The following is a 24,192-nucleotide window of genomic DNA, read 5'->3' as shown; positions in this document are numbered from 1 at the left end:
GTTGGCTGACAAATCCGCTCTAATCTTGTAGATCGGTTGTCAATCGTCTTACCTAACTAATTGCTGAAATGCTGGATAATTTCTAACTTTGTCCCTCAGTTAACTTAATTTTATTCGCAAATCTTATGCCTGATGAGCTAATAGGAGGACGCTACCGAGTTATCAATTGTCTGAGAACTACAGGCTTTTGTGAAACTTATGTGGCAGAGGATACTCATCTTCCTGGAGATCCTCACCCCCGTTGTGTAGTTAAAAAACTACAGCCTCAATCCAACGAAGATTTTGTGCTTGAGACGGCGAGAAGGCTGTTTGATAATGAAGCCAAAGTGCTTTACAAACTAAATAACCATCAGCAAATTCCTCGTTTATTAGCCCATTTAGAGATGGGTAAAGAGTTTTATTTAGTACAAGAATATATTGAGGGAAAAGATCTTAGTCAGACAGAAATTGTTCCTGGAGAGCGTTGGCAAGAAGCTAAAGTCAAAAGATTTTTAATTGATGTTTTAAAAATTCTCTCTTTTGTCCATCAGAACAACGTAATTCATCGTGATATTAAACCCTCCAACTTAATTCGCCGAGCTTCAGACGGCAGGATTTTTTTGATTGATTTTGGCGCAGTCAAAGAAATTACTAATATGACCTTAACTGAAGGACAGGGAAACGTTTTAACTGTTGCTATTGGTACTCCTGGCTACATGGCTAGTGAGCAGCAAAGAGGAGATCCTCGTTTTAATAGTGATATTTATGCCTTGGGAGTAACGGCGATTCAGGCTATTACCGGTGTTCATCCCGATCTGCTGCCCCGCGATCGCGATACGGGGGAAATCCAATGGCGCGATCGCGCTCCTGACTGTAGTCGAGAACTAGCTCATGTTCTCGATAAGATGGTGCGAAATGATTTTGTTCAACGTTATAAAAATGCCAACGAAGCTTTAGAGGATATTTGCAACCCAAATAAAGAAGACTTAAATGTACCTTCATCAAGCAGGCAAAAGCCTGTAACTATTAGTCCGCCTCCTGCTCCAGTTAAGACATCTGGTTCAAAAAGACTTTTACTATTTGTTGTGTTGCCTTTAAGTTTGGGATTATTATTTCTCGCCCCAAAAATTTGGCAGGCTGTACAGGCGTTGAAATATTACAACGAAGGTAATTCCTTAATTGAAGCAGGGGACTACGAAGAGGCAATATTGGCTTTTGATCGAGCATTAGCTAATCGCGACGATTTTGCTCAAGCCTGGACCAACAAAGGTTTTGCTCAAGGCAAGCTAGGCAATCATTTAGAAAAGTTTTCTGCTTGCGTTCAAGCTACAGATGTGGCTGCTGATTTTGCTGAAGCCTGGAACTGTAGAGGATTAGCCAGATTCGAGCTCAAGCAATATGAGAAGGCATTGGCAGAATATAATAGAGCGATCGCCATAGATGCTGACTTTTATCGTGGTTGGTTTAATAAAGGACAAGTCTTATTAAAATTAGGTCGTCCTCAAGAAGCGATCAACGCGTCAAGACAAGTGCTGGAAACTAAACCAGATTACTTTTTAGCCTGGACTCAGCTTTGTCAGGCTTTGTATGAGTTAGAGCAGTATCAAGATGCCAAAGCTCACTGCGAAGAATCGATAAAGTTAAACCCCGACTATACCCCTACATCCACCCTCTTGAAAAAAGTAGAAGAGAAATTAAATTCAACTCAGGCTAATCTATATCCCCGCAGTTGAAAGTTGAATCAATTTTAGCCAAACTAGCTACCTCAAAATTTGGGCTATAATCCTAACAAACTCCAAAAATCAACTTGATAAGAAATTGACTGCACTCCTCTACTTCTATATTCAGATTTCTTGGGCTGCAATTTCTCATCGAGGATAGAATTAACCAGATTACTAGCTACTAAAGCAGGTTGTTTTGCTGGACGTAAAGTAAGTAAAACCTTGCTACAGCTAGTTCCTCCTACGTTAGCGCAAATGACTGGTAAATTATTTTGGTTTGTACCAACAAAACTAATTCTAGACAAGTCGTAACCTTGTGCAGAATAGTTCTCTAGTTTTTCGGCAACCATGTTGCAAAGTTGCTGAGGAGTATCAGACGAAGTCATCGCCACTGCTTCGGGTTTCCAATTAAAAATTGGTAATTTAACGTCACTTCCGACAAACTGGGCGATTGTTGTCGGGACACCTTTGGTTACTTGACAAGAAAAGTTGACTTGAGGATCATCAGGCGAATCCGCTATTGCAGGTGTCGCCAGAAACATTGCTGCTGTGGTCAACAATGCTGATAGACATTTTGTTTTCATGAATAAATAAGCTTCATCAAAGTAGAATTTACTAGCTATTATCTGTACGCTGGATGTTTTGCATAGACATATATACATATATATGTCTAGATTTTAAAACATAAGCAATATTATTTTTTTGACTAAAAAATTCAGTCTAATTGAAATAAAACGTTGCCTAAGTTATATAATTGTTTGCCAGTAAAGCTTGTAAGTTATGTAATTTCGCGTTCAAAGAATTTAAAAAATACTTCGTCGCAGCAAATCTTTAAGCAGTAAAAATATTAACTTCACACAAGATTTACATTTGTTACTGTAATGGAACAAATTATCTTGAAGATAGCTATATTTAATTGTCTTTATGCCCTGAGAAATTTATGACTACAAATCTTTTAGAAGTGAAGAATGTTCATGCTGGATATGTCAAAGATCTCAATATTTTACAAGGAATCAATTTTCGGATAGCTCCTGGAGAATTAGTAGCGGTCATTGGGCCAAACGGTGCGGGAAAATCAACTTTAGCTAAAGCAATCTTTGGTTTACTGACTCCTGAGCAAGGAAAAATCACTTTTAAAGACAAAAATATCACGGGACTTAAATCAGACAAAATTGTCAAAAGAGGAATGTGTTATGTTCCTCAAATTACCAATGTTTTTGCTTCTCTCTCTGTGGAAGAAAACTTGGAAATGGGAGCTTTTATTCACAATGGTTCGCTTAAGCTACTCAAAGATAAGATTTACACCATGTTTCCTAAATTAGGTTCTCGTCGTCGCCAAAAAGCCGGAACTTTATCAGGGGGAGAAAGACAAATGTTAGCTATGGGTAAAGCTTTGATGTTAGAACCAGATCTGTTGTTGTTAGACGAACCTTCAGCTGCTTTATCGCCAATTTTAGTCAATTCTGTTCTAGAACAGGTAAAAGCAATTAATCAGGCAGGAACGGCAATTGTCTTAGTAGAGCAGAATGCTAAGAAAGCATTGGCTATGGCAGATCGAGGATATGTTTTAGAAAATGGACGCGATCGCTTTGAAGGCAAAGGAACAGATCTCTTGAACGATCCTAAAGTAGGTGAACTATATCTAGGCGCAGCCTTTAAATCTGAATAACCACTTTAAGCTCAAATTAATTTAATATTATTCTATGTAGCGCAATAAAAGTTTATATATTTTTATATCGTTACTGAGAATTGACAGATGTTGACCAGGTATTATAAATATGGCATATGAGATTTAGCCGTAATTTTATACATTTGGTTTTGGTAAACTTTTAGGAGAAAACATGGACTTTGTAACCAACCTTTTTAGTGCTTTTGGCAATATTAACTTTACTTTAATTTTCCAGTTGATTAGCCTTGCCTTGATTGTAATTTCTGGCCCTGTCGTAATATTTTTGCTTGCCTTACGCGGTGGCGATCTTTAAAAAAACTTTTATATTTTGTCTTTAGTACGATATCTGCTCTTTTGTATCGATCAAAAGGGCAGATTTTTTATGGAGCCGCCTGCAAATTATTCAGCAAAATTTCGGTTCTGGTAGTGATATTTGACCAGTCTTGATTAACGATCGCCTCCTGGAGAAATAAATTACTGGAGATGCCTACGGCGATCGCTCCTGCTTCGATCATGCTCTGAGCATTGTCTAAAGTAATTCCGCCAGTAGGAATTAGGGGAATATGACTTAAAGGGCCTTGTAGGCATTTGATGTATTTTGCGCCTCCAAGAGATTCGATCGGAAAAATCTTAACTACTCTTGCTCCTTGTTGCCAAGCATTAACAACTTCAGTTGGCGAAAATACTCCAGGCACAAATGGTATTTTGTAGTGAGATAAGGAAGCTTCTAATAGTGTAGGGTCAAAATGAGGCGCAAAAGCAAACTGCGCTCCTGCCATAACTGCTTCCTGTAGCTGGTGTAAGTTAATAATAGTTCCCGCACCGATAGTACATTGGGGTAATTGAGATCTTAATTGAGAAATTAAGTCGCCAGGGCAATCATTATTCCAAGTAATTTCAATTAGATTCATCCCTCCTTCTGCCACAGCCAAAGCCATTTTGTGAGCCAAATTAGGATCGCAACAGCGAATTACGGCGATCGCCTTATGCTGGCGCAAGAGTTGCAACCACCTAGATATTGGGCATTGAGCATTTAGCATTTAGCATTAATCGACCGTAGATTACTTGTCGGCAATAGGATATTTACAGAGAACGAATGCGACTTTTATAGGCTTGGTTGTCTAAACCATTTCCAGCGTTTGCAGTTTGGGGGTCAATTTGCTGCTGCAAGATTTTGATGCGATCTGAGGTTGCGGGATGAGTACTTAGAAAACTAGGCGCAGAGCCACCTTTGCTGAGTAACTTCTGCATAAAGCCTAGAATTCCCGCAGGAGAATAATTTGCCCGTGTCATATTTTCTAGTCCAAAGCGATCGGCTTCCAGCTCATCGGAGCGACCGTTAGGGCGGCTAACAGCCAACTCTACACCAATTTTAACCGCGTTGCTACGGTTTAAACCAGCTGCGGAAAGTAATCCTTGAGAAAGAGCGCGATCGCGCATTTGCTCAACGCCGTGACGACCCGCAATATGACCAATCTCATGTCCAATCACACTGGCTAATTCTGCTTCGTTATCTGCTGCTGCAATTAAGCCTTTATTGACGTAGACATATCCTCCCATCGTAGCAAAAGCATTAATGCTGGCATCATCAACTATTTGAAAAGTATAACGAATATTGGGACGCTCGCTAGTTTTTGCCAGTCGCTGACCGATCTGATCGACATAGCTGTTAATTGATTGATTGCGATAAATTCTGGCACGACCAGAACTAATTAATTCCTGATTGATAGCTTTACCTAACTCCATCTCTTGAGCATTGGAAATATTGGAAATTTGAACTATTTCAATGCCTCGAATCATTAACTCAAGCCAGGGAACGCCATAGCTGGGTTGAACATTGACCAGACTAATACTAATAGTGACTATAAAAGTAATTAAACCGTACAAAAAACGGCGGTAGTAACGGTAAGAAAAGCTAGAAAATCGCTGAAACATAGTTAAATGCCTAACAATCTATTTGAGTGCGATCGAGATTTGATAGATAAGCAGACGACAAACTAGACAATTAAGTTGCTGGTTACCGCTATATTGTCTTTGATTGAGTTACACACACAATACTTGTTGCAATCAAATGAAGGTGAGTTCGGTTTCTATTTTTACTCGAGCGATAATTTTGCGATCGCCTTTGCCAAAACTTTATTACAATAGCTTTAAACTACGCTTGCTCACTCTTAAGTAATCCCCAAACAAAAGTATCAAATATACCGTTTCGAGTTCTTGTATGTTGTCTTAAACATCCTTCTAACTTAAATCGGTTTTTTTCTAAAATCTTTGCCGACGCTACATTGAAATCGAGAGTATGAGCGGTAAGACGAGTTACCTCAAGATTATTAAATGCGTACTGGATAAAAACGCTTAAAGCATCATTGATTAATCCTTGATCTTGATAGGCTTTCGCTAGCCAGTATCCAACTTCGACTCGATGTGTTGTTCCTATTTTGAAATCATCTACACCAACTGAACCAATTAAATAACCTTGAGGATTACGAAGCGCGAAAGATATCTCCTTTTTATTCTCACTCAAAAATCTGAGTCGACGTTTTATCCACCAATCAGCAGCAGATTCCGTATAAGGGTAAGGTAGTAATGGAATTGCATTGGAAATACTTCGATCATTAAGATGTTCTAAATAACCATCTTTGTCATTGGAATAAACGCTGGTTAAGTAAAAATCGTCACGAACCTTGAGCTTTATATTTTTTATTTAGATCGAGCTGTATCTTTTTTCTTGGTTGTGGGTTTTTATATTGAGCGCGATTGCGAAGGACGCGAACTTCTAATCCTTTAGGGCTAGCCGAAGGCATCGCATTTTTAAGTAAACTATTGGCTGTTAATCCAATTCTCGTAAAATATCTTGTAATTGCTGCTGATAGCGTCCGTATTCAACCCAGTTGCCCTGTTGCAAGGCTTCTTGTGCTTGCTGATAAATTTCTAAAGCCGATTCAGATTGATTATTTGTAGTGGCTGGAATATTAGAGTCAGTCAATCCAGGGGGAATTTGCTCGAATACCGCAGCTAAAGATTGCTCTAAAGTAGGAGTCATCACAATTTCCTTATCATATGCCACGATAATACGAGTCAGTTCGGGTAATTCCCCCTTTTCGGCGCGCAGATAAAGCGGTTGGACATAAAGTATTGACCCATCAATAGGAATAACTAAAATGTCTCCTCTAATTACTCTCGAGCCTATTTGACTCCACAGGGTTATTTGTTCGGCAATTTCAGGTGCTTGGTCAATTCTCGCTTCGATTTGAAACGGACCATAGATAAGCTCTTGTTTGGGAAATTCGTATAGTCGCAGTTTACCGTAATTGTCACCATCAGAACGAGCAGCCATCCAGGCAATCATATTGTCTCGATTTACGGGAGTAAAGGTCAAAATTAAGACAAATTCCTCTTCTGTTTCCCCTGGTAATTTCATGATTAAATAATCAGGTTCAACCTGCTGTTGTTGACCAGCATAAAGTTCGGTAGCAAATCGCCAGTCATCTTCACGGTTATAAAATACCTGGGGATCTTCCATATGATAGCTTAGGTACATTTTGGCTTGAATTTCAAATAAATCTTGAGGATAGCGAAAATGAGCCTCTATTTCTGGAGGAATGGTGTCTCTACTTTTAAATAAATTAGGAAATATTTTACGGTAGGTAGCTATGATGGGTTCGTCTTCATTTATTAGATAAAATTGCATCGTGCCATCCTTTGCATCGACGACAACTTTCACAGGGTTACGGACGTAATTAATATTTTTATCAGTAATTAATTCGGTTTTTTGGTCATGAGCCACTGCTTCGGAATAGGGATAGCGATCGCTCGTTGTATAAGTATCAATAATCCACTTCAATCTGCCATCCACAACCACCATGTAAGGATCGTTGTCATACTGGAGAAAAGGAGCAACATGATGCACTCGTTCGGTAATTTGCCGATAGTAGTGGATCCGCGAATTTGGGGTAAAGTAGTTGGAAATTAAAATCTTGAGACTACCCTGTTCATAGGCATAGACTAATCTACGCCACCAGTTACCTAGAGGAACACCACCCAAACCATCGTATTTAACAAAAGCATTTTCATCACCACGGGGATAGTCAAATTCAAAAGTATCCATGCCCGTATAGATGTAGTCATTGGTTAACTCACCGTAATAGATTCCTGCTTCTTCGATCTCTAATTCGGTTTGCGAAACAGGGGGAATATTTTTGACAAACAACACGGGTAAACCATCCTCAGTTACCTCGTTGACAGGACTCATAACCAGACCATAGCCGTGAGTGTATTTGAGTCTTTGATTAACCCAAGTTCGAGCCGAAGATGGTACTTGACTATAATTAAATTCTCTAGGGGAAAGCATTACCTGACGATAATTACCGTCAAAGGTATATCGGTCAACATCAACGTCATTGAATCTATAGTAAAAGCGGATTTCTTGTAGCTGCCGATAAGTAGTTAACAGAGGGCGGTAGTCCCAAAGACGAATATTGTCGATCGTGCCTTGATTTTCTGACAGAATATTGGCATTAGAGCTACCTGATGGAGCAAGTTGGTAATCTTGAGTATTGATCTTTGCCAGGTCGTAAGCTTGTCGTGTAAACTCAATATTATGCTTAATATAGGGGATCTCCTTGGCTAATTCATTGGGTTCAACCACGAAACGCTGCTGCAACTCAGGATAAGTACCATTAACTACTACTAAGATTAGAGCATATACCCCAATACCGTAGACGGGACGCAGTAGACTATTTGACCAGGTAGCAGTTATTAGCCAGATTCCTAACAGCACCGAAGCGACAATCATGACCCAAAAAGCAAACAGACGAGCATGAGTATCGGTATAGTCTGCCCCCCAGACTACTCCTTTAGAAGAATAGAGTAGTTCGTAGCGTTCGAGCCAAAAATCGACAGCAATATCTATAGCGATCGCAGCTAGCAATAAACTCAAATGAACTTTAATCGGCTTGGTAACTAGTTTTTGCCATTGTTGTTCCACCACTAAATTTTTCCATCGCCAATCAAAGCGGATGATTCCTTTGAAAATGTAAACCAGTACAGCCAGAACCAATCCTGCAATCAACAGCGTCAGCCACCAGTTTTCCAGATTATCTAGCAAGGGTAGACGAAATAGATAAAAGCTCAGATCTTTTTTATAGATCGGATCGAGGCGTTTAAATTCAGTCGCGTTCAGAAATTGAGGCAATAATTCCCAGGATGCAGCACTCAGATTAGCAACGCTCAGAGAAACTATGAAAACTATAACAGCAGCAATATAATTGGCAAATCTTTTAGTGTATGGCTCTAGTTCGCTAGATTCGAGAAACCGAAAAGCGCGATCGCCCGTCAGACGCAATGCCAGCCAATAATTAAAGCCCAAAAAAGCTACAAAGACGACAAATGTGACCAGCCAAATAGCCACCTGCCAACTAATACGTTGCCAAAAAACAGGAGCAAAGCCTACTGCCTCAAACCACCAAGATTCGGTTAACAGATGAACTACTGCTGAAATCAATGTCAACCCTGCGATCACTACTATGAAGAGAGATATTATTGCTTTTTGCTTAGGTTGCATCACCAGTACAGGCCAGAAAGAAATTGTCAGGGTAGTTCCGATTGTGTAATCGTAATCTTTAACAATATTTTAGAGCGGTTTTCCCTTCAATAAACTGCCGTTTATCTTTCAATTAGGAATACTTACTAACACTTTTGATAGCAAAGGTTAGTCTCGATCCTTTAATATCATAGCCTTGTTGCCAATCTTTAGCTGCTTTTATTGTCAAATATTCTCTATAGCTAGGGTGAATCCTGAAAATCGTCGACCCAGTAGTTCAGCTTCGTTCACCAGACTTTTACACTAATTAGCTACTTTTTTAATAGAAGCTTAATTATTACCTTGAATTTAATCATTCATTGATTCGCTTCATAGATTACGCCCATTAAAAAGTATCCTCAAAATATTAGTCAATTGTATTTCTAGCCACAGCTAAACCAAAAACAAATGTAAAAAACTCGATTATGTTAATTGCTTTTATTTATCCGTAAAAAACAGTTAAATTGCTAAAAAATAAGCGCATTTTGCTAAAACCTTGCTGAGTAACAGTTTAAGCAATGGGCATTAAGCTTGATTTCCTAAAGTAAGTTATTAGTTATCTTATATTTTATTTTTTTTAGTTTAGCTATTAATTCAAGCGCCTTAAAGCCAGAAACATCTGCAAGCAAAAAACCAAAAAACCAGGTCTAAGACCTTTGTCTAATTACCAAAAGAGGATTAATTATGTTGGGCAATATAAGAACTAGAGAGACACCAGTAAACAGGCACATAGAGCGTGTAGAGCAAACAAATGCGCTCGAAGTTTCGATTATCATGCCCTGTTTAAATGAGGCGGAAACATTAGAAACCTGCATTAGAAAAGCTCAGTGGTTCATCGCTGAAAACGATCTTGCTGGAGAAGTAATTATTGCCGACAACGGTAGTAATGACGGTTCTCAAGAAATCGCTAGAAGGCTCAATGCCAGAGTAATTGATATTCCTGCTAAAGGTTATGGTAGTGCGCTCAAAGGTGGTATTGCAGCAGCTAGAGGCAAATATATCATCATGGGCGATGCTGATGACAGTTACGACTTTAGCAGCCTAAATCCTTTTATTAAAAAGCTACGTAACGGTTACGATTTGGTCATGGGAAATCGCTTCCAAGGCGGAATTGAATCTGGAGCAATGCCTTTTTTACACAGATATCTAGGCAATCCTGTGCTAACTGGTATTGGCAAACTTTTATTTGGTAGTCCTTGTAATGATTTTCACTGTGGATTAAGAGGTTTTCGTAAAGATGCAATTTCTAATTTAGATTTGCAAACTACGGGAATGGAATTTGCCAGCGAGATGGTCGTCAAAGCCACTCTCCATAAAATGCAAATTACAGAAGTACCGACAATTCTCTCTCCCGATGGTCGTAGTCGCCCTCCTCATCTTAATACCTGGCGTGATGGTTGGAGACACCTGCGTTTCTTGTTAATGTATAGTCCTCGCTGGCTGTTTTTCTATCCTGGTATCTTTTTAATTTTGGCTGGCTTGTTAGCAACTTTGTCTTTATTACCAAGTCCTAAAGTACATAGTTTACTTTACTCTTCTACGGCGATGACTATTGGTTTCCAAATTGTCCTGTTCGCCCTGTTTACCAAGGTATTTGGCATTAGCGAAGGATTTTTACCAGAGGACAGACGCTTGAATCGACTGTTTGATTATCTCAATCTAGAAACAGGCTTGATTGCTGGAAGTATACTAGTGGTTATGGGTCTAGCAGCGTCAGTTTATGCCTTTGATATTTGGGGACAACATGACTTTGGTTCTCTTAATCCTACGGAAACAATGCCGATTGTCATTCCTGGAGTTACTTGTTTAGCTTTAGGTATTCAAACAATTTTCTCTAGTTTCTTTTTGAGTATTTTGGGCTTAAAACGATGATTAAACCGCCTTGGTTATCAGTTATTATTCCTACTTACAACGGCAGCAAGTATTTAGCAGCAGCCCTTGATTCGATCGCTCTGCAACAAGACCGAGAAATTGAATGTGTCGTAATTGATGACGGCTCAACAGATAATACTCTAACAATTGTCGAGAAATATCGAAAGCTGCTGAATATTAAATTAATTACTAAAGCCAGACAGGGTAACTGGGTTGCTAATACCAATCATGCCCTCTCAGAAGCTAGTGGAATCTATACCTGTTTTCTACATCAGGATGATCTGTGGCTAGAAGGACGGTTAGACAAACTTAAAAAAGCGATCGCTGCTTACCCCCAAGCTGTTTTATATCTCCACGACTCCGTATTTATTGATGAGCAAAGCAAACCTCTGGGTTTATGGGGATGTCCTTTGCCAACTAGAAAGAAAATAATTTCTGCCGAGGGGATGATGGAGAAACTATTGGTGCAAAACTTTATTGCCATTCCCGCACCTGTGTTTAAGCGAAAATTAGCTCTTGAGGTGGGCGGATTAAACAATGAACTGTGGTATACCGCCGACTGGGACTTCTGGCTTAAATTAGCTGCGGCGGGTGATACCTGCTATATTGCTAATCCTTTGTCAGCATTTAGGGTACATGGAGACTCGCAAACTATCCGCCGAAGCTCTAGTGTGGAAGAATTTCGCCAGCAAATGCGCTCGGTGGTCAATCGTCATCTGCCGCCAAAATCCAATAAAGAAGTTACTAAGGTGGCTTTATTCTCGACGGAAGTTAATACTACCCTGGCAGCAATGGTTCATGGTGAATCGACTAACTTGTTCAAGCTAGCTGCCAACTTTATGCTGCTAGGACCAATGGGTTGGCGTAGATACTTGCAGGATTCTCGAATTCAAGAGCGCGTAGCTGCTCGCTTAAAAGCAAAATTACAGACGCAGGCATAAGTCTAATTACTCATCAATTGTAATCTTTATGAAGCCTAATTTATTTATTGTCGGGCAGCCCAAATCTGGAACAACAGCTCTACACCAATTTTTGGGACAACATCCTGAAATATATATGTCGAGCATCAAAGAGCCACACTTCTTTTGTTCTGATTTTCATTTAGAGAGCGATCGCGCTTATGGTAGACAACGTTTTTTTGACTTTAGAAATGAGTCAGCTTATTTACAGCTTTTTAGCAAAGCCAAAAATGTCAAAATTGCAGGAGAATCCTCGACTAATTATCTCTATTCTCAGGTAACAGCGGAAAAAATCCATAATTTCAATCCTGATGGCAAAATTATTATTATTTTGCGTGAACCGGCTAAGTTTCTCTATTCGCTTCATAGTCACTACGTTAAATTTACCGAAGAGAACGAACCAGATTTTTTAACGGCTTTGGACTTAGAAAAAGAACGCCACCAAGAAAAATTTCTGAGTCCTAGGGTAACTAGCCCTAGCTATGTTTACTATTCTCAGCGGGTGCAATATTATCAGCAGGTAAAGCGGTATCGCGATCGCTTTAGTAATAATCAGATTAAAGTTGTAATCTTTGAAGAGTTTCAGTCCGAAAATGAACGTGTCTTTCGAGAAATACTAGAGTTTTTAGGAGTATCGAACTTTACGCCAGAATACGAAGCGGTAAATGTTAACAAAGAAGTTAAGTTTAAAGCGATTAATAACTTAATTAATAATCCCATGGTGAAAAGCATCTCTAAAAACCTAGTTTCTCAAGAATTTAATGATTTTGTGCGGGATAAAATTGTCGAAAAATTGCTTTGGTATCAAGCCCCGAAAGCCAAAATGCCCGAACAAATCAAAATGCAACTGATGCAGCAATATAAGCCCGAGGTTATTAAAATATCAGAATTGCTTGACATAGACTTAGTGACAAAATGGGGGTACGATACGTTGAATTGATATTTGGCATTGATAATTAATGGGTGCGCTCGAGTCAAGAGTATCCCCATTCGGGGACAAGCCACAAGGGTATAACATCAAAAGTCAAGAGCTAATACAATTTTTTTCAAGTTTAATGCTCAATGTTAAATGCTTAATTCTCAATGTTAAATGTTAACTAAAAAAAACGTTATATCTAGTATTTTATCCCTGGCTTTAGGATTTTTCTTGGTCTGGTTAATCCTGCGCTTTACTGAGGTTGATCTTGAGCAAATTGTAGCTAGCTTCTATAGCCTGAATCCGCTGTATGCCGGATTGGCAATTACAACTCTAATTGTCCATACTTTTTTAACGGCTTATAAATGGGGTTTAGTTACTCAAAAGCTAACTCCAGATAACCAACAGCCAGTAAAATTTTATTTTTTTTATACTACTCTAGGTTCTTTGACCATGCAGTTTATGCCTCAGTATGTAGGCATGGTCATAGTGCAAAATTTAGCTTTACGAGTACATAAAATCAGTTCTATTTCTAAAGGCTTTCTTTCAGTTATTTATGACCAATTTTTTAACTTTTTAATCCCTTTATTATTATTTCCAGCTGCGATTTTATATGTGTTTAGCTATATTTCTTTATCAGTAGCAGTTTTTATTTGGATTGCGACGATTATTTTGACCCACTTTGTGATCGACAAATGGCATCGCAGTTTGATATCTTGGTTGATTAAAGTTTTGACTTGGGTTAAACAATTAAAGGCAGGAAAAAATAAAGCAGCTCAAGCAGAAATAGCTACAGGTAATGATTCTATTCTGGGCAAAAAATTTACCCTTTATCTCTATTGGATTTCGGTAGTCCGTTATATAGTCTGGATTATTCGCGGAATTTTCATTGCGATCGCAGGCGGCTTAAAAATTAAGCTGTCGGCTGTAGTTTTTGTAACTCCTATCGTGCAGTTGGCAATGTTGTTAAGCTTTACTCCTGCTAATTTAGGACTGATGGAATTTAGCTGGATTGGTTTATTAGGGTTATTTGATGTATCAGATGCCAGTGCGCTTAAGTATTCTCTGATGCAGCGGTTTCTCTATATCGTCGCAGTAGTAATTGTTCTAGCGGTGTTTGCCGTAATTTCTTTTGTTGAACGATTTGCTTTGTTTACCTCCAAACAAAATTAACTGATATTTATTCCCAATGTTAGATTTTGCTACGAAACAGGAACGATCAAAACAGCGACGACTGGGAATAGAGACAATATTATCTATAGTTGCGCTAACTCTAACCGTCTCAGTATTTCTCAAAGTAATCTTAGATATCGACAACAACTACGATCCTGGCTGGTATCATCTACCGTTTGCTGGCAGAATTTGGGGAATTTTGCCCAAGGAGATGTTTACAGGAGACGAAAAATGGTTTGAGCCACGTTTTGACGGCTTTCCTCTACTGGCGCATTTTCTTCAAGGTTTTTTTTGGCGCATTACAGGGCGAATGCAATCGACAAATTTAGTCAGCTTTTTAAGCATAGTTGGCTACTGGTTTTTTCTGAGAAATTATTTTGCAGTACCTCTATATCTCTCAGTAATAGCTTTATTTTCGATTCCCCTAGTTTTAACTCACGCTAGTACTAGCTTTGTCGATCTACTTGGTAACGTCGGGACATCGATACTGGTGATGATGACCTATAGCTTCTATAAGAATAGGCAGTTGCCCAGGATACAAGAACTGTTGATTGCCTTTCTCGGTGCAGCGATCGCCGTTAATACTAAAACTCAACTACAGCCTTTAGTATTCGTAATTTTGATAGTTGTCGGCATCAGATTAGGCTGGCTCTATTGGCGAGAAAAATCACTGACTAAACTGTTCAAAATCCTGCCAATTGCTCTATTGGCCTCGATTATTATTTTCGCTAGCCCAGTGAAAAATACCGTTCTCTATGGCAATCCTTTATACCCAATTAAAATTGAGGTAGGGGGAATTGTCTTAAACCACAAACTTAATCCAGAAGCATTTGAGGAAGGAAATAGACAACTAAGCTGGCTTAAATCCGTACTAGAAATAAATGCTCCATTAACTTGGACACCCGATCAATGGAGTAATTACCCTAGTCGCAGCCGTCGCGGAGGTTTCTTTGGTGCTTATGTGGTGTTTAATCTGTTGCTGCTTTTGGGATTTTTGGTTAGAGAGTTAATTCAGAATAGATCCTTGCCTAAAAACGATCGCCCCAGGGAAGCAAAGTTTGCGGTGCTAACAGCGATCGCCATGACTCTAGTTCCTCTGAATTTTCCTCAATCCCACGAACTGAGATACTTTATGTACTGGATGATCTGTTTAGTATCTCTCAACCTTTATTTAGTTTCTTTACCCAAGAACCAGCAGCTTTTAGGACGATGGTTGCAGCCCAAATATGTGAGTTTAGTTTATGCCGTATTTCTGACTATTGTTCTGGTAAAAATAGGTACGTTCTTTGCCAAACCATCTTTAATAACCTTAGATAAATACGTTACTTTTGGCGTGAAGCCAGGATTTCTCAAGCAAATTCAACCAGATGCGCAAGTCTGCTTAGTTAGTAAACACATCGGCGAAGATATTCAAACTGCACCCATAGCACCTTTGAAATATGTCTTTTTGTATAGCTCGTATTTTCATCCCGAACTAGATTACGATTATTCAGTTCAAGCGGCACTAGATTTAAAAGCGTGTGGCGATCGCACGATTATTCCTGGTTATTTGAATAAATCTTCTTAAGCAAGCTATAGCGGTTCTCATTCACATAAGCTACAGTCTGACCCCCTGGTTTTTTGCTAATAGCTAATGGTTCATGCCTAATTGAAGTGTACCTTATAACTTATAAATATGAGAATTGCTATATTAACCGCTCAAGAGTGAATTCAAACTTACAAAGCTACAAACTAAGATGAAATAATCAATTTTTTACCTTGGTTTGACATACTTTAATTTAATATTTAGTAACTAGTAATTAGTAATCAGTGCTAAAGAAGAATAGGCAAGTATTAGAAATAATTCTGAGTATAATTGCCATAATCATCACCATCTCAATCTTTCTCAAGGCAATTATTGATGTTGACACTAACTATGATGTGGGTTGGTATCATCTGCCTTTTGCTGCCAGAATTTGGGGTATTGTTCCAGAAAAATCTTTTATTTCAGAAAATTTAATCGAGCATCGTTTTGATGGCTTCCCCCTGCTGGCAAATTTTTTCCAGGGGTTGTTATGGAAGATTACAGGGCGAATCCAGGCGACTAACTTAGTAGGATATTTAAGTTTAATTATTTATTTTTTATTTCTGAGAAGCTATTTCAAAGTTCCTCTTTACCTATCAGTAATTGCTATTTTTACTATTCCCGCAGTCTTAACTCATGCTACGACTAGCTTTGTCGATCTCCCAGGCAATATTGGTGTAGCAATAGTAATGATGATGACCTATAGCTTTTTTCGCCAGTCCAAATTACCGAGAAAGGGGGAACTATTAATTGTCTTTTTAGGTGCAGCCACCGCAGCAAATACTAAACCGCAACTGCAACCGCTGATCTTTTTACTCTATTGGATATTAGGAATTAGAGTGATTTGGCTATACTTCAAACATTCTAGTGCTGGCCAGGGTAAACTATGGCTGACTATACCATTGGCGGCGATCGCATCAGGATTAATCTTTGCTACACCAATCAAAAATGTGGCTTTCTATGGCAACCCTTTTTACCCAATCAAAATTGAAGTTGCCGGAATAGTTCTTAATCATCAACTAACTCCTAAAACCTACAGTGAGGGCAATAGACCCCAAAAATGGCTGCAATCGATTTTAGAAATAAATACTCCTCAATGGTCAGCAGATCAGTGGAATGGGGGCAATCCTCGGCATTTAGATCGTGCAGGAGGTTTTTTTGGGGCTTATGTGGTGTTCAATCTGCTGTTACTAATCGGTTTAACTATTACAGAGCAACTGCAAAAACGAACATTTGCTAAAGATAAGTCAAGTAATGCTACTACAGCCCTAGCTATTATCTTGCTAGTGTCATTTGTTCCCGCCAATTTTCCTCAATCTCATGAACTGCGCTATTTCATGTTCTGGATGATTACTTTGGTATCTTTGAACTTATGTGTCGTTACCTCGTGGCAAAATCGAGCCAGAAGATGGTTGCAGCCTCAATATTTGGGGTTAGTTTGTCTGCTTTTTGGCACGATCATGGGTATCAGAATTAATGACTATTACCTTAAACCTGTATTCAACTCCTTTCAACCTTATCTTAAAAACACCGTAAAAACAGAGCTTTTAAATCAGATGATTCCTAATGAGCGTACCTGTATGATCGCTCGTCATGCAATCTCAAATCCCAATTCAGTCCCTTTTGCTCAAATCCACAATGCTTTTTACTACAGTTCTTATTTTCATCCCGAAATTGAATATGACTACAGTATCAAAGCTACCGTAGACCCTAGAGATTGCGGAGATTTAACGGTGATTCCCCCTAATGCCGCAGAATTTATCAAACCTTAAAAATGAGTCTATCACGGATAAGCGGAGCAGCGGACGCGAAGCTACGCAAATAATAAGTAATGAGGTTTAGCTATTGTTAGTTACTTGCTACTTGCTACCTCAAACTCAACCAATCAATAACAAAGTAAATGACTAGAAGTATTGGGCTGCATCTGGGTTTACTTTTACAGTCATGTCTTGCAATGCTCAAGAATTATGATAAATTCAACTATCAAAAATAAAAATACTTCCCCATCTCAAAAACCAAGGCTAGGATTACAAACTGTTCTCAAAGCGATCGCTCTTTTGCTAACTATCTCAATTTTTCTCCTGGGCATTATTGATGTTGACCCTACTTATGATACCTGGGGTTATCATCTTCCTTTTGCCGCTAGAATCTGGAACATCGTGCCAGCCGAAGAATTTATTAATATGGAGCCAAGATTTGCGGGATTCCCCTTATTAGGAGAGTTTTTTCAAGGATTTTTCTGGTTGATTACCCAAAGAGTTCAGGGAGCAAACTTAGTCGGATTTTTTAGTTTAGTTTTGTATGCCTATTTTCTCAAGACTTATTTTAAAGTTGCTTATTACTTAACGGCGATCGCACTTTTAGGTGTTCCTTTAATTCAGGCTCATGCGGTTAATAGTTATGTGGACTTAATCGCCAATGTTTTCTTAGCCATGATGATTATGATGGCTTATGTTCTTTATCAGCAGCGAGACAATCCTAGTCGGCGAGATTTATGGGTAATATTTTTGGCTGGGATAGGTTCATCAAATAGTAAACCTCAGTTAGAGCCATTGGTGTTGAGCGTTTTGGCTGCGATCGCCATAAGAATACTTTGGTTACGTTGGCGTTCAACTAATAGACAGCAGCTATTTACCTGGCTACTAAAATCCATCCCCGTTGCTTTACTGGCTTCGTTGGTAATTTTTGCTACTCCCATTAAAAATATTGCAATTCACGGTAATCCTTTTTACCCCGTCCGCATCGAAATTGCCGGACAGGTATTAAATCATGCTTTACCAATGTATAGTGATGCTCCTGGCTATCTTGCGGATGCACCAACAGCCCAACGGTGGCTTTATTCTATTTTAGAGATCAATTCTGCCTACTGGAATCACGATCAGTATAGTAAAAATCCAGACCGCAATCGCATGGGTGGTTTTTTTGGGGCTTATGTGGTGTTTCAAGTTCTGTTGCTAATTTATTTAATTGCTAAAAATCGCGATCGCCATACTAAAGTTGCGGCAATAGTAGTTATAGTCATGTCTTCGATCGCTGCTAATTTTCCCCAATCCCATGAACTGAGATATTTCCTGTACTGGATGATGGTGTTGATTTCTCTTAACCTATATCTGGTTACTCACCACCAAAATCGGTTAATCAAGCCTAGCCGAGTCGGGTTAATATCCTTAATTGCTCTAATTATTGTAGGTATCAAAACCAATTTTATTTATCTTGCGCCTCATTTTAATACTCTGGCAAGATTTAAACAAACCTATATCAGTCGGGAAATTATCGCGAAAATAGAACCAGGAGATAAGATTTGTTTGCCCAATACATATCCTTATGCCTTTGCTTACACTCCTTGGTTTCATCAAGAATTAAATTATACCTACCGCGTTCGCTCAGGTTTCCGCGATCCTTGTGCCAAATCGGAAAAAGTCTTATAGACGTTGTTAGTTAAATAGATCGTCAACAAGAAGCAGGGGGCAGGGAAGAAACCCCATCCATGAATGGAGGGGCTTAAAATAATTTCCCTTAAATACCACAAACCGATAAACTTGAACTTGTTTATCGCTCTATAGGAGTATCAGATTTCCTAAGATAGAACTAGATACTAATATTTAGGTATAACAATTTCTCAATTAACATCGCTGAACTAGGCTAGAAAAAGCTAATAGCTATTAGCTACAAATATTATCATTAGCAAATTCATACTTCAAATCAACAGCGTCTTTTAAGTTACAGCTTTACTCACACACAACAGGATAAATCATGACAGCAACAACTACTCGTTTTCCCATCGACTTAGGTGCTTATAAGCCTTTGGCATTAGACCCTAGCAATTCTACTCTGACAGACGAACAGAGAGAAACTTTAAAAGCTAATATTCAACTTTGCCGCGAGGCGATCGTTTTCTTTACCGCTACTGGTGGTGCTAGAGGCGTTGGTGGTCATACTGGCGGACCTTTTGATACTGTCCCTGAAGTAATGATCCTGGATGCTTTTTTCCGTGGTGCGCCTGATAAATTTGTACCCATCTTTTTTGATGAAGCGGGACACCGCGTCGCCACTCAATATTTGATGGCGACATTGAATGGTGACTTACCTCAAGAAGAATTAGTTAACTATCGTGGTGCTAATTCTAGGCTACCAGGACACCCTGAATTGGGTTTAACTCCTGGAATTAAGTTTAGTTCTGGTCGTTTAGGACATATTTGGCCTTACATCAACGGTATAGCACTGGCTAATCCTGATAAGGTAGTAGTTTGCTTAGGTTCGGATGGTGCGCAACAAGAAGGTAATGATGCTGAGGCGGCTCGTTTAGCAGTAGCGCAAAACCTCAACGTGAAGCTATTTATCGACGATAATGATGTAACGATCGCTGGACATCCTTCTGATTATCTTCCTGGCTATGATGTTGCTAAAACTTTAACTGGCCATGGTTTAGAGGTTAACACGGGAGACGGCGAGGATCTTGATTCTCTATATAGCCGTATGTGCGCTGCGGTAACTGGTAATGGTCCCGTTGCGTTAGTTAACAAACGTCCCATGTGTCCTGGTATCGATGGGATTGAAGGTTCTACTCATGGACACGATGTGATTGCTGTCGATAAAGCGATCGCCTATTTGGAAAAGCATCAACAAGGTGCAGCCGCCGACTTTCTCAAAAACATTAAAAAATCCAGTAATGACTATAAATTCTTGGGTGTCACCGATAAGGTTGGCTCTAACCGCACTGTCTTTGGTGACGCTGTAGTTTCCGTACTTGGGGAAATGAGTGATGCCGAACGCAAAGCAAAAGTTATTTTTATTGATAGTGACTTAGAAGGTTCTTGCGGTTTTAAACAAATCCACGATGCTTATCCTGAAGTCTTTATTCCCTCTGGCATTATGGAACGGGGTAACCTTTCCGCTGCTGCTGGTTTTGGCATGGAGGAAGGAAAACAGGGCGTGTTTGCTACCTTTAGTGCTTTCTTGGAGATGTGTATTTCGGAAATCACAATGGCACGTCTCAACAAGTCTAATCTACTGTGTCATTTCTCCCACGCTGGTATCGACGATATGGCGGATAATACCTGTCATTTCGGAATCAACAATATGTTTGCCGACAATGGACTAGATGATGGTTATGAAACCCGTCTCTACTTCCCCGCTGATGCTAACCAAATGAGTGCCTGTGTGAAAAAGGTATTTCATCATCCAGGAATGCGCTTTATCTTTTCTACCCGCTCGAAAGTTCCCATGATCCTAGATGATTCGGGCAACGAGTTATTTGGTGGTGACTATACTTTTACGCCTGACAAAGATGAAGTAGTTCGCGAAGGAGATGCAGGCTATATCGTCAGTTTTGGCGATGCTCTTTATCGTTCTTTAGATGCGGTAGAACGTCTTAGACAGGAGGGCATTAATGTTGGTCTAATTAATAAATCTACTCTCAACGTTGTAGACGAAGACATGCTCGACAAAATTGGGCAAGCACCTTTCGTATTGGTAGTTGAATCTTTCAATCGTCGTACTGGTTTGGGTAGTCGCTTTGGTTCTTGGTTACTTGAGCGAGGCTTGACTCCTAAATATGGTTATCTTGGTGTACACGAAGAAGGCTGTGGTGGACTTTGGGAACAATTCCCCTATCAAGGATTAGATCCAGAAGGCATTATGAGCCATGTTAAAGGATTGATCTAATAAAGCTGCGATCCGTTAGCTAACTTAATCTGTTTGGTGGGCAAATTGCCCACCTTTTTTATTACTTAAATACTAATTTTGCTGGTGTTGCATCCAGGCGGGATGATCTGATAATAATGAGGAATAAAATGTCCAAATTGTCAGTCTAATCAAATTCGCCAAAACGGTCATCGTAGAGTCAAACAACACTACCAGCGTAAAGAGTGCCCTAAAGGACTAGCTCCGCGTCACGCTCGCCTTGCCCAATGCTCCTGAAATTCAAGAGATTCCAAAAATTACTTTTTCCTAGGTAAAAAAAATAAGAAATGGTTATGGACAGTTGTTAATCATTTTTCACTAGGGATTTTAGCTTGGAGATTAGGAGATCGCACAGCGAGAACCTTCAAAGCTCTGTGGCAAACAATTAGAGGCGGGAAATCTTTTCTTTATGTTACTGATGGATGGCTAGTTTATCCTTGTTCTATCGACGATTGTGATCATCTAATTCTTAAAACTTACATGCCCCGTGTTGAGGGATGAAAATACTCGTCTTGGGCATTACTTAGCTCGTTTGAAGAGGAAAAGCTTATGCTATTCCAAATCCGAAGAGATGTTCCAACTGTCAATCAAACTTTTGCTTCACTATCTTCATTGTGACACCATCCCCCTTTGAATCATCCCGTCCGGATGCAACGCCCATTTTCTTTCTAAATAACTTAAGAAAATAAAAACTATTTATTTTGCTGTAAACGCTCTAGCGATATCTGCGCTGCTTCTTTTACCTGAGGGTGCAGATCTTTAGCTAAAAACTTTAATGCTGAAATACTTTTTTCGGTCTCCAAATTACCCAATGCCTCAGCAATTCTCTGACGAATTAGCCAATCTTCTGAGGCGGCAAAATTAAGAATATTATCTACTGCTTCGGTGGCTTTAATTTCTCCTAGCGCTGCGATCGCCGCTTGCTGTAGAATAACCTCATCACTATCGAGGGCTTCTATTAGTAATTCTTTCGCTCTAATATCCTGTAAGTTACCCAGAGATACAGCAGCACTAAATCTAACCAGCCAGTTTGTATCTTCGTAAAAAGCTCTAACCAAATGTTCAAAAGCACGAATGTCGTTTAGATAGCCCAACGCTCCCGCTGCATCCGCCCTAATTCCATAATCTGGGTCACTTGCTAACAAATCGATCAACAGTGGAAAACATTCTACGGTAGGTTTCACTCCTAAAGCAAAAACCGCCATTGAACGCACAGGAAGTATTTCGTCATTTAAAACTTTTTTAATCAAAGGAACAGCATCCTCTGGTGCAACTTTCCTCAAAGAGGTCAAAGCCAATAAACGATCTTTAGAATCAGGACTTTCCAACTGAGCAGCAATCTTGTCTAAATCTGGCATCTATATAAAAAGTTATTTGCTTATAAAAGCTAAAAGCTAATAGCTTTTAGCTGCGAACATCATTACTCGAAATATTAAACTTTAAATCAACAACGTCTAATAAATAAGCCCCCGCCAAGCAAGTAGCAGAGGCTTATTTATATACTAAACCGTAACTAAGCTAATAGTTTCAATAGTCACTTAGTCTAAATCAGGCATAGATAGTGTTGGTTCGGTTTCGCGATCAATACCTTTTTCAAACCCACCAGCAGCAGCCCTAGCACGTCCAGCGTGCCATAGGTGACCGATGAGGAAGAAGAAGGCAACAATGAACTGGAATGAAGCCAACCATTGACGAATGTTAACGAAGTTAAAGGAGTTGGACTCAGTGATAATACCACCAACAGAGTTGATCGAAGCATTAGGAGCATGAGTCATGTACTCAGCAGCACGACGTAGTTGCCAAGGCTGGATGTCATTTCTAACTTTATCAAGGTCAATACCGTTAGGTCCACGCATAGGCTCTAACCAAGGACCACGAAAATCCCAAAAACGCATGGTTTCTCCACCCAGGATAATTTCACCTGTAGGAGAGCGCATCAGGTATTTACCAAGACCAGTAGGACCTTGAGATGAACCGATGTTCGCACCCATTTGCTGGTCACGAGCTAAGAAAGTAAAGGCTTGTGCTTGGGAAGCTTCAGCGTTAGTAGGGCCGTAAAATTCACTGGGGTAAGCAGTGTTATTGAACCAGATATAGCAAGAAGCGATGAAGGACATCAAAGACACAGCACCGATACTGTAGGAAAGGTAAGCTTCACCATTCCAAATCAAAGCGCGACGCGCCCAACCAAAAGGTTTGGTTAAGATGTGGAAGATACCGCCAGCAATACAGATCAAACCGACCCATATATGACCACCAATAATATCTTCCATGTTGTCAACACCGATAATCCAACCTTCGCCACCAAAAGGAGCGGCAGTTAGATAGCCAAAGATTGTGGCGGGATTAAGAGTGGGGTTAGTCACAATCCGAACGTCACCACCACCTGGAGCCCAGGTATCATATACACCACCGAAGAACATGGCTTTAAATACTAATAGAAAAGCACCAAGTCCTAATAGGATTAGGTGATAACCAATGATGTTAGTCATTTGGTTTTTGTCTTTCCAGTCTTGGCTAAAGAAATTGGAATACCCTTCTAGTGTTTCTGGACCACGAAGTGCGTGGTAGATACCGCCTAAACCAAGAACAGCTGAAGAAATTAAGTGTAAAACACCAACTACGAAATAGGGATAAGTATTAATTACTTCACCACCTGGCCCTACACCCCAGCCTAATGTTGCTAGGTGAGGAAGTAGGATCATGCCCTGTTCGTACATGGGCTTTTCAGGGACATAGTGAGCGACTTCATAGATAGTCATTGCACCAGCCCAGAATACGATCAGTCCAGAGTGGGCAACGTGTGCGCCCAAGAGCTTTCCTGAAAGATTAATTAAACGAGCGTTACCAGCCCACCAGGCAAAACCTGTAGACTCAATATCACGACCTGCGCCTGCGCCAAGATTAGAGAGCGTTACCACGTGGTAGAACCTCCTCTGGGAATTCAAAGTTTTGATGTGGTTGGTCTTGAGTTGCCATCCATGCTCTTAGACCTTCGTTGAGCAGGATGTTTTTGGTGTAGAAAGTTTCAAACTCAGGGTCTTCGGCTGCTCTCAACTCTTGTGAGACAAAATCA

At 39.7% G+C, this 24,192-nt stretch carries 19 protein-coding genes and 1 pseudogene; 12 read left to right on the top strand and 8 right to left on the bottom strand.

The annotated features are described in order from the left end of the window. Positions 1-125: 125 nt before the first annotated feature. Positions 126-1,712, top strand: coding sequence for a serine/threonine-protein kinase (locus V6C71_03385; protein HEY9767534.1), 1,587 nt, complete (start codon positions 126-128; stop codon positions 1,710-1,712). A 44-nt stretch (positions 1,713-1,756) separates the two neighbouring features. On the opposite strand, the gene V6C71_03380 is transcribed toward V6C71_03385, so the two are convergent. After that, positions 1,757-2,284 (bottom strand): COP23 domain-containing protein, encoded by a 528-nt coding sequence (locus tag V6C71_03380; protein ID HEY9767533.1) that lies wholly within the window; start codon positions 2,282-2,284, stop codon positions 1,757-1,759. A gap of 356 nt (positions 2,285-2,640) precedes the next feature. Here V6C71_03380 and V6C71_03375 point away from each other — a divergent pair, with 356 nt between their 5' ends. Both V6C71_03375 and V6C71_03370 read left to right on the top strand, forming a co-directional pair. Further along, positions 2,641-3,369 (top strand): ABC transporter ATP-binding protein, encoded by a 729-nt coding sequence (locus tag V6C71_03375; protein ID HEY9767532.1) that lies wholly within the window; start codon positions 2,641-2,643, stop codon positions 3,367-3,369. Positions 3,370-3,541: 172 nt separating this feature from the next. Further along, positions 3,542-3,682 (top strand): photosystem II reaction center protein Ycf12, encoded by a 141-nt coding sequence (locus V6C71_03370; GenBank protein ID HEY9767531.1) that lies wholly within the window; start codon positions 3,542-3,544, stop codon positions 3,680-3,682. A gap of 67 nt (positions 3,683-3,749) precedes the next feature. Here V6C71_03370 and V6C71_03365 read toward each other — a convergent pair whose 3' ends face one another. From V6C71_03365 to V6C71_03350, 4 genes are all read right to left on the bottom strand, one after another. Beyond that, a complete protein-coding gene (locus V6C71_03365) occupies positions 3,750-4,409 on the bottom strand; it encodes a bifunctional 4-hydroxy-2-oxoglutarate aldolase/2-dehydro-3-deoxy-phosphogluconate aldolase (protein ID HEY9767530.1) in 660 nt (219 codons plus the stop codon). Between the two features lie 43 nt (positions 4,410-4,452). Continuing rightward, complete coding sequence (locus V6C71_03360; GenBank protein ID HEY9767529.1) at positions 4,453-5,304, bottom strand: M48 family metallopeptidase; 852 nt, start codon at positions 5,302-5,304, stop codon at positions 4,453-4,455. Between the two features lie 220 nt (positions 5,305-5,524). Next, entirely contained in the window at positions 5,525-6,064 is a 540-nt protein-coding gene (locus tag V6C71_03355; protein ID HEY9767528.1) for a GNAT family protein, read from the bottom strand. Positions 6,065-6,199: 135 nt separating this feature from the next. Beyond that, positions 6,200-8,932, bottom strand: a complete 2,733-nt coding sequence (locus V6C71_03350; protein HEY9767527.1) for a UPF0182 family protein — start codon at positions 8,930-8,932, stop codon at positions 6,200-6,202. A gap of 702 nt (positions 8,933-9,634) precedes the next feature. Between V6C71_03350 and V6C71_03345 the strand changes: the two genes are divergently transcribed. The 9 genes and pseudogenes from V6C71_03345 to V6C71_03305 all read left to right on the top strand — a co-directional run bounded on the left by V6C71_03345 (position 9,635) and on the right by V6C71_03305 (position 21,750). Next, on the top strand, positions 9,635-10,822 hold the full coding sequence (locus V6C71_03345) for a glycosyltransferase family 2 protein (protein ID HEY9767526.1): 1,188 nt from the start codon (positions 9,635-9,637) through the stop codon (positions 10,820-10,822). Next, positions 10,819-11,763, top strand: coding sequence for a glycosyltransferase (locus V6C71_03340; protein HEY9767525.1), 945 nt, complete (start codon positions 10,819-10,821; stop codon positions 11,761-11,763). The genes V6C71_03345 and V6C71_03340 overlap by 4 nt, the downstream gene beginning before the upstream one ends. Positions 11,764-11,791: 28 nt before the next feature. Then, on the top strand, positions 11,792-12,721 hold the full coding sequence (locus tag V6C71_03335) for a sulfotransferase (protein HEY9767524.1): 930 nt from the start codon (positions 11,792-11,794) through the stop codon (positions 12,719-12,721). A 150-nt stretch (positions 12,722-12,871) separates the two neighbouring features. Then, positions 12,872-13,870, top strand: coding sequence for a lysylphosphatidylglycerol synthase transmembrane domain-containing protein (locus V6C71_03330; GenBank protein HEY9767523.1), 999 nt, complete (start codon positions 12,872-12,874; stop codon positions 13,868-13,870). Between the two features lie 16 nt (positions 13,871-13,886). Continuing rightward, a complete protein-coding gene (locus V6C71_03325; GenBank protein HEY9767522.1) occupies positions 13,887-15,437 on the top strand; it encodes a hypothetical protein in 1,551 nt (516 codons plus the stop codon). Positions 15,438-15,679: 242 nt separating this feature from the next. Further along, positions 15,680-17,206: a hypothetical protein gene (locus V6C71_03320; protein HEY9767521.1), complete on the top strand. Its 1,527-nt coding sequence runs from the start codon at positions 15,680-15,682 to the stop codon at positions 17,204-17,206. Between the two features lie 195 nt (positions 17,207-17,401). Further along, positions 17,402-18,862: a hypothetical protein gene (locus V6C71_03315; GenBank protein HEY9767520.1), complete on the top strand. Its 1,461-nt coding sequence runs from the start codon at positions 17,402-17,404 to the stop codon at positions 18,860-18,862. A gap of 325 nt (positions 18,863-19,187) precedes the next feature. Further along, a complete protein-coding gene (locus tag V6C71_03310) occupies positions 19,188-21,098 on the top strand; it encodes a transketolase C-terminal domain-containing protein (protein ID HEY9767519.1) in 1,911 nt (636 codons plus the stop codon). Between the two features lie 291 nt (positions 21,099-21,389). Then, a pseudogene (locus V6C71_03305) lies at positions 21,390-21,750 on the top strand (IS1 family transposase). Between the two features lie 58 nt (positions 21,751-21,808). Here the strand turns inward: V6C71_03305 and V6C71_03300 are convergent. The 3 genes from V6C71_03300 to V6C71_03290 form a co-directional block, all read right to left on the bottom strand. After that, on the bottom strand, positions 21,809-22,474 hold the full coding sequence (locus V6C71_03300; protein ID HEY9767518.1) for a HEAT repeat domain-containing protein: 666 nt from the start codon (positions 22,472-22,474) through the stop codon (positions 21,809-21,811). Between the two features lie 180 nt (positions 22,475-22,654). Beyond that, entirely contained in the window at positions 22,655-24,037 is a 1,383-nt protein-coding gene (gene psbC / locus V6C71_03295) for a photosystem II reaction center protein CP43 (GenBank protein HEY9767517.1), read from the bottom strand. Next, positions 24,021-24,192, bottom strand: a 172-nt coding sequence (locus V6C71_03290; protein HEY9767516.1) for a photosystem II protein D2, incomplete at its 5' end; no start/stop codon positions are given. The genes V6C71_03290 and psbC, both read right to left, overlap by 17 nt.

It is taken from the genome of Coleofasciculaceae cyanobacterium (genome assembly GCA_036703275.1).
Lineage (GTDB): Bacteria > Cyanobacteriota > Cyanobacteriia > Cyanobacteriales > Xenococcaceae > Waterburya.
The sequence above is the reverse complement of the archived record's forward strand: the minus strand, read 5'-3'. Positions and strand labels throughout refer to the sequence as shown.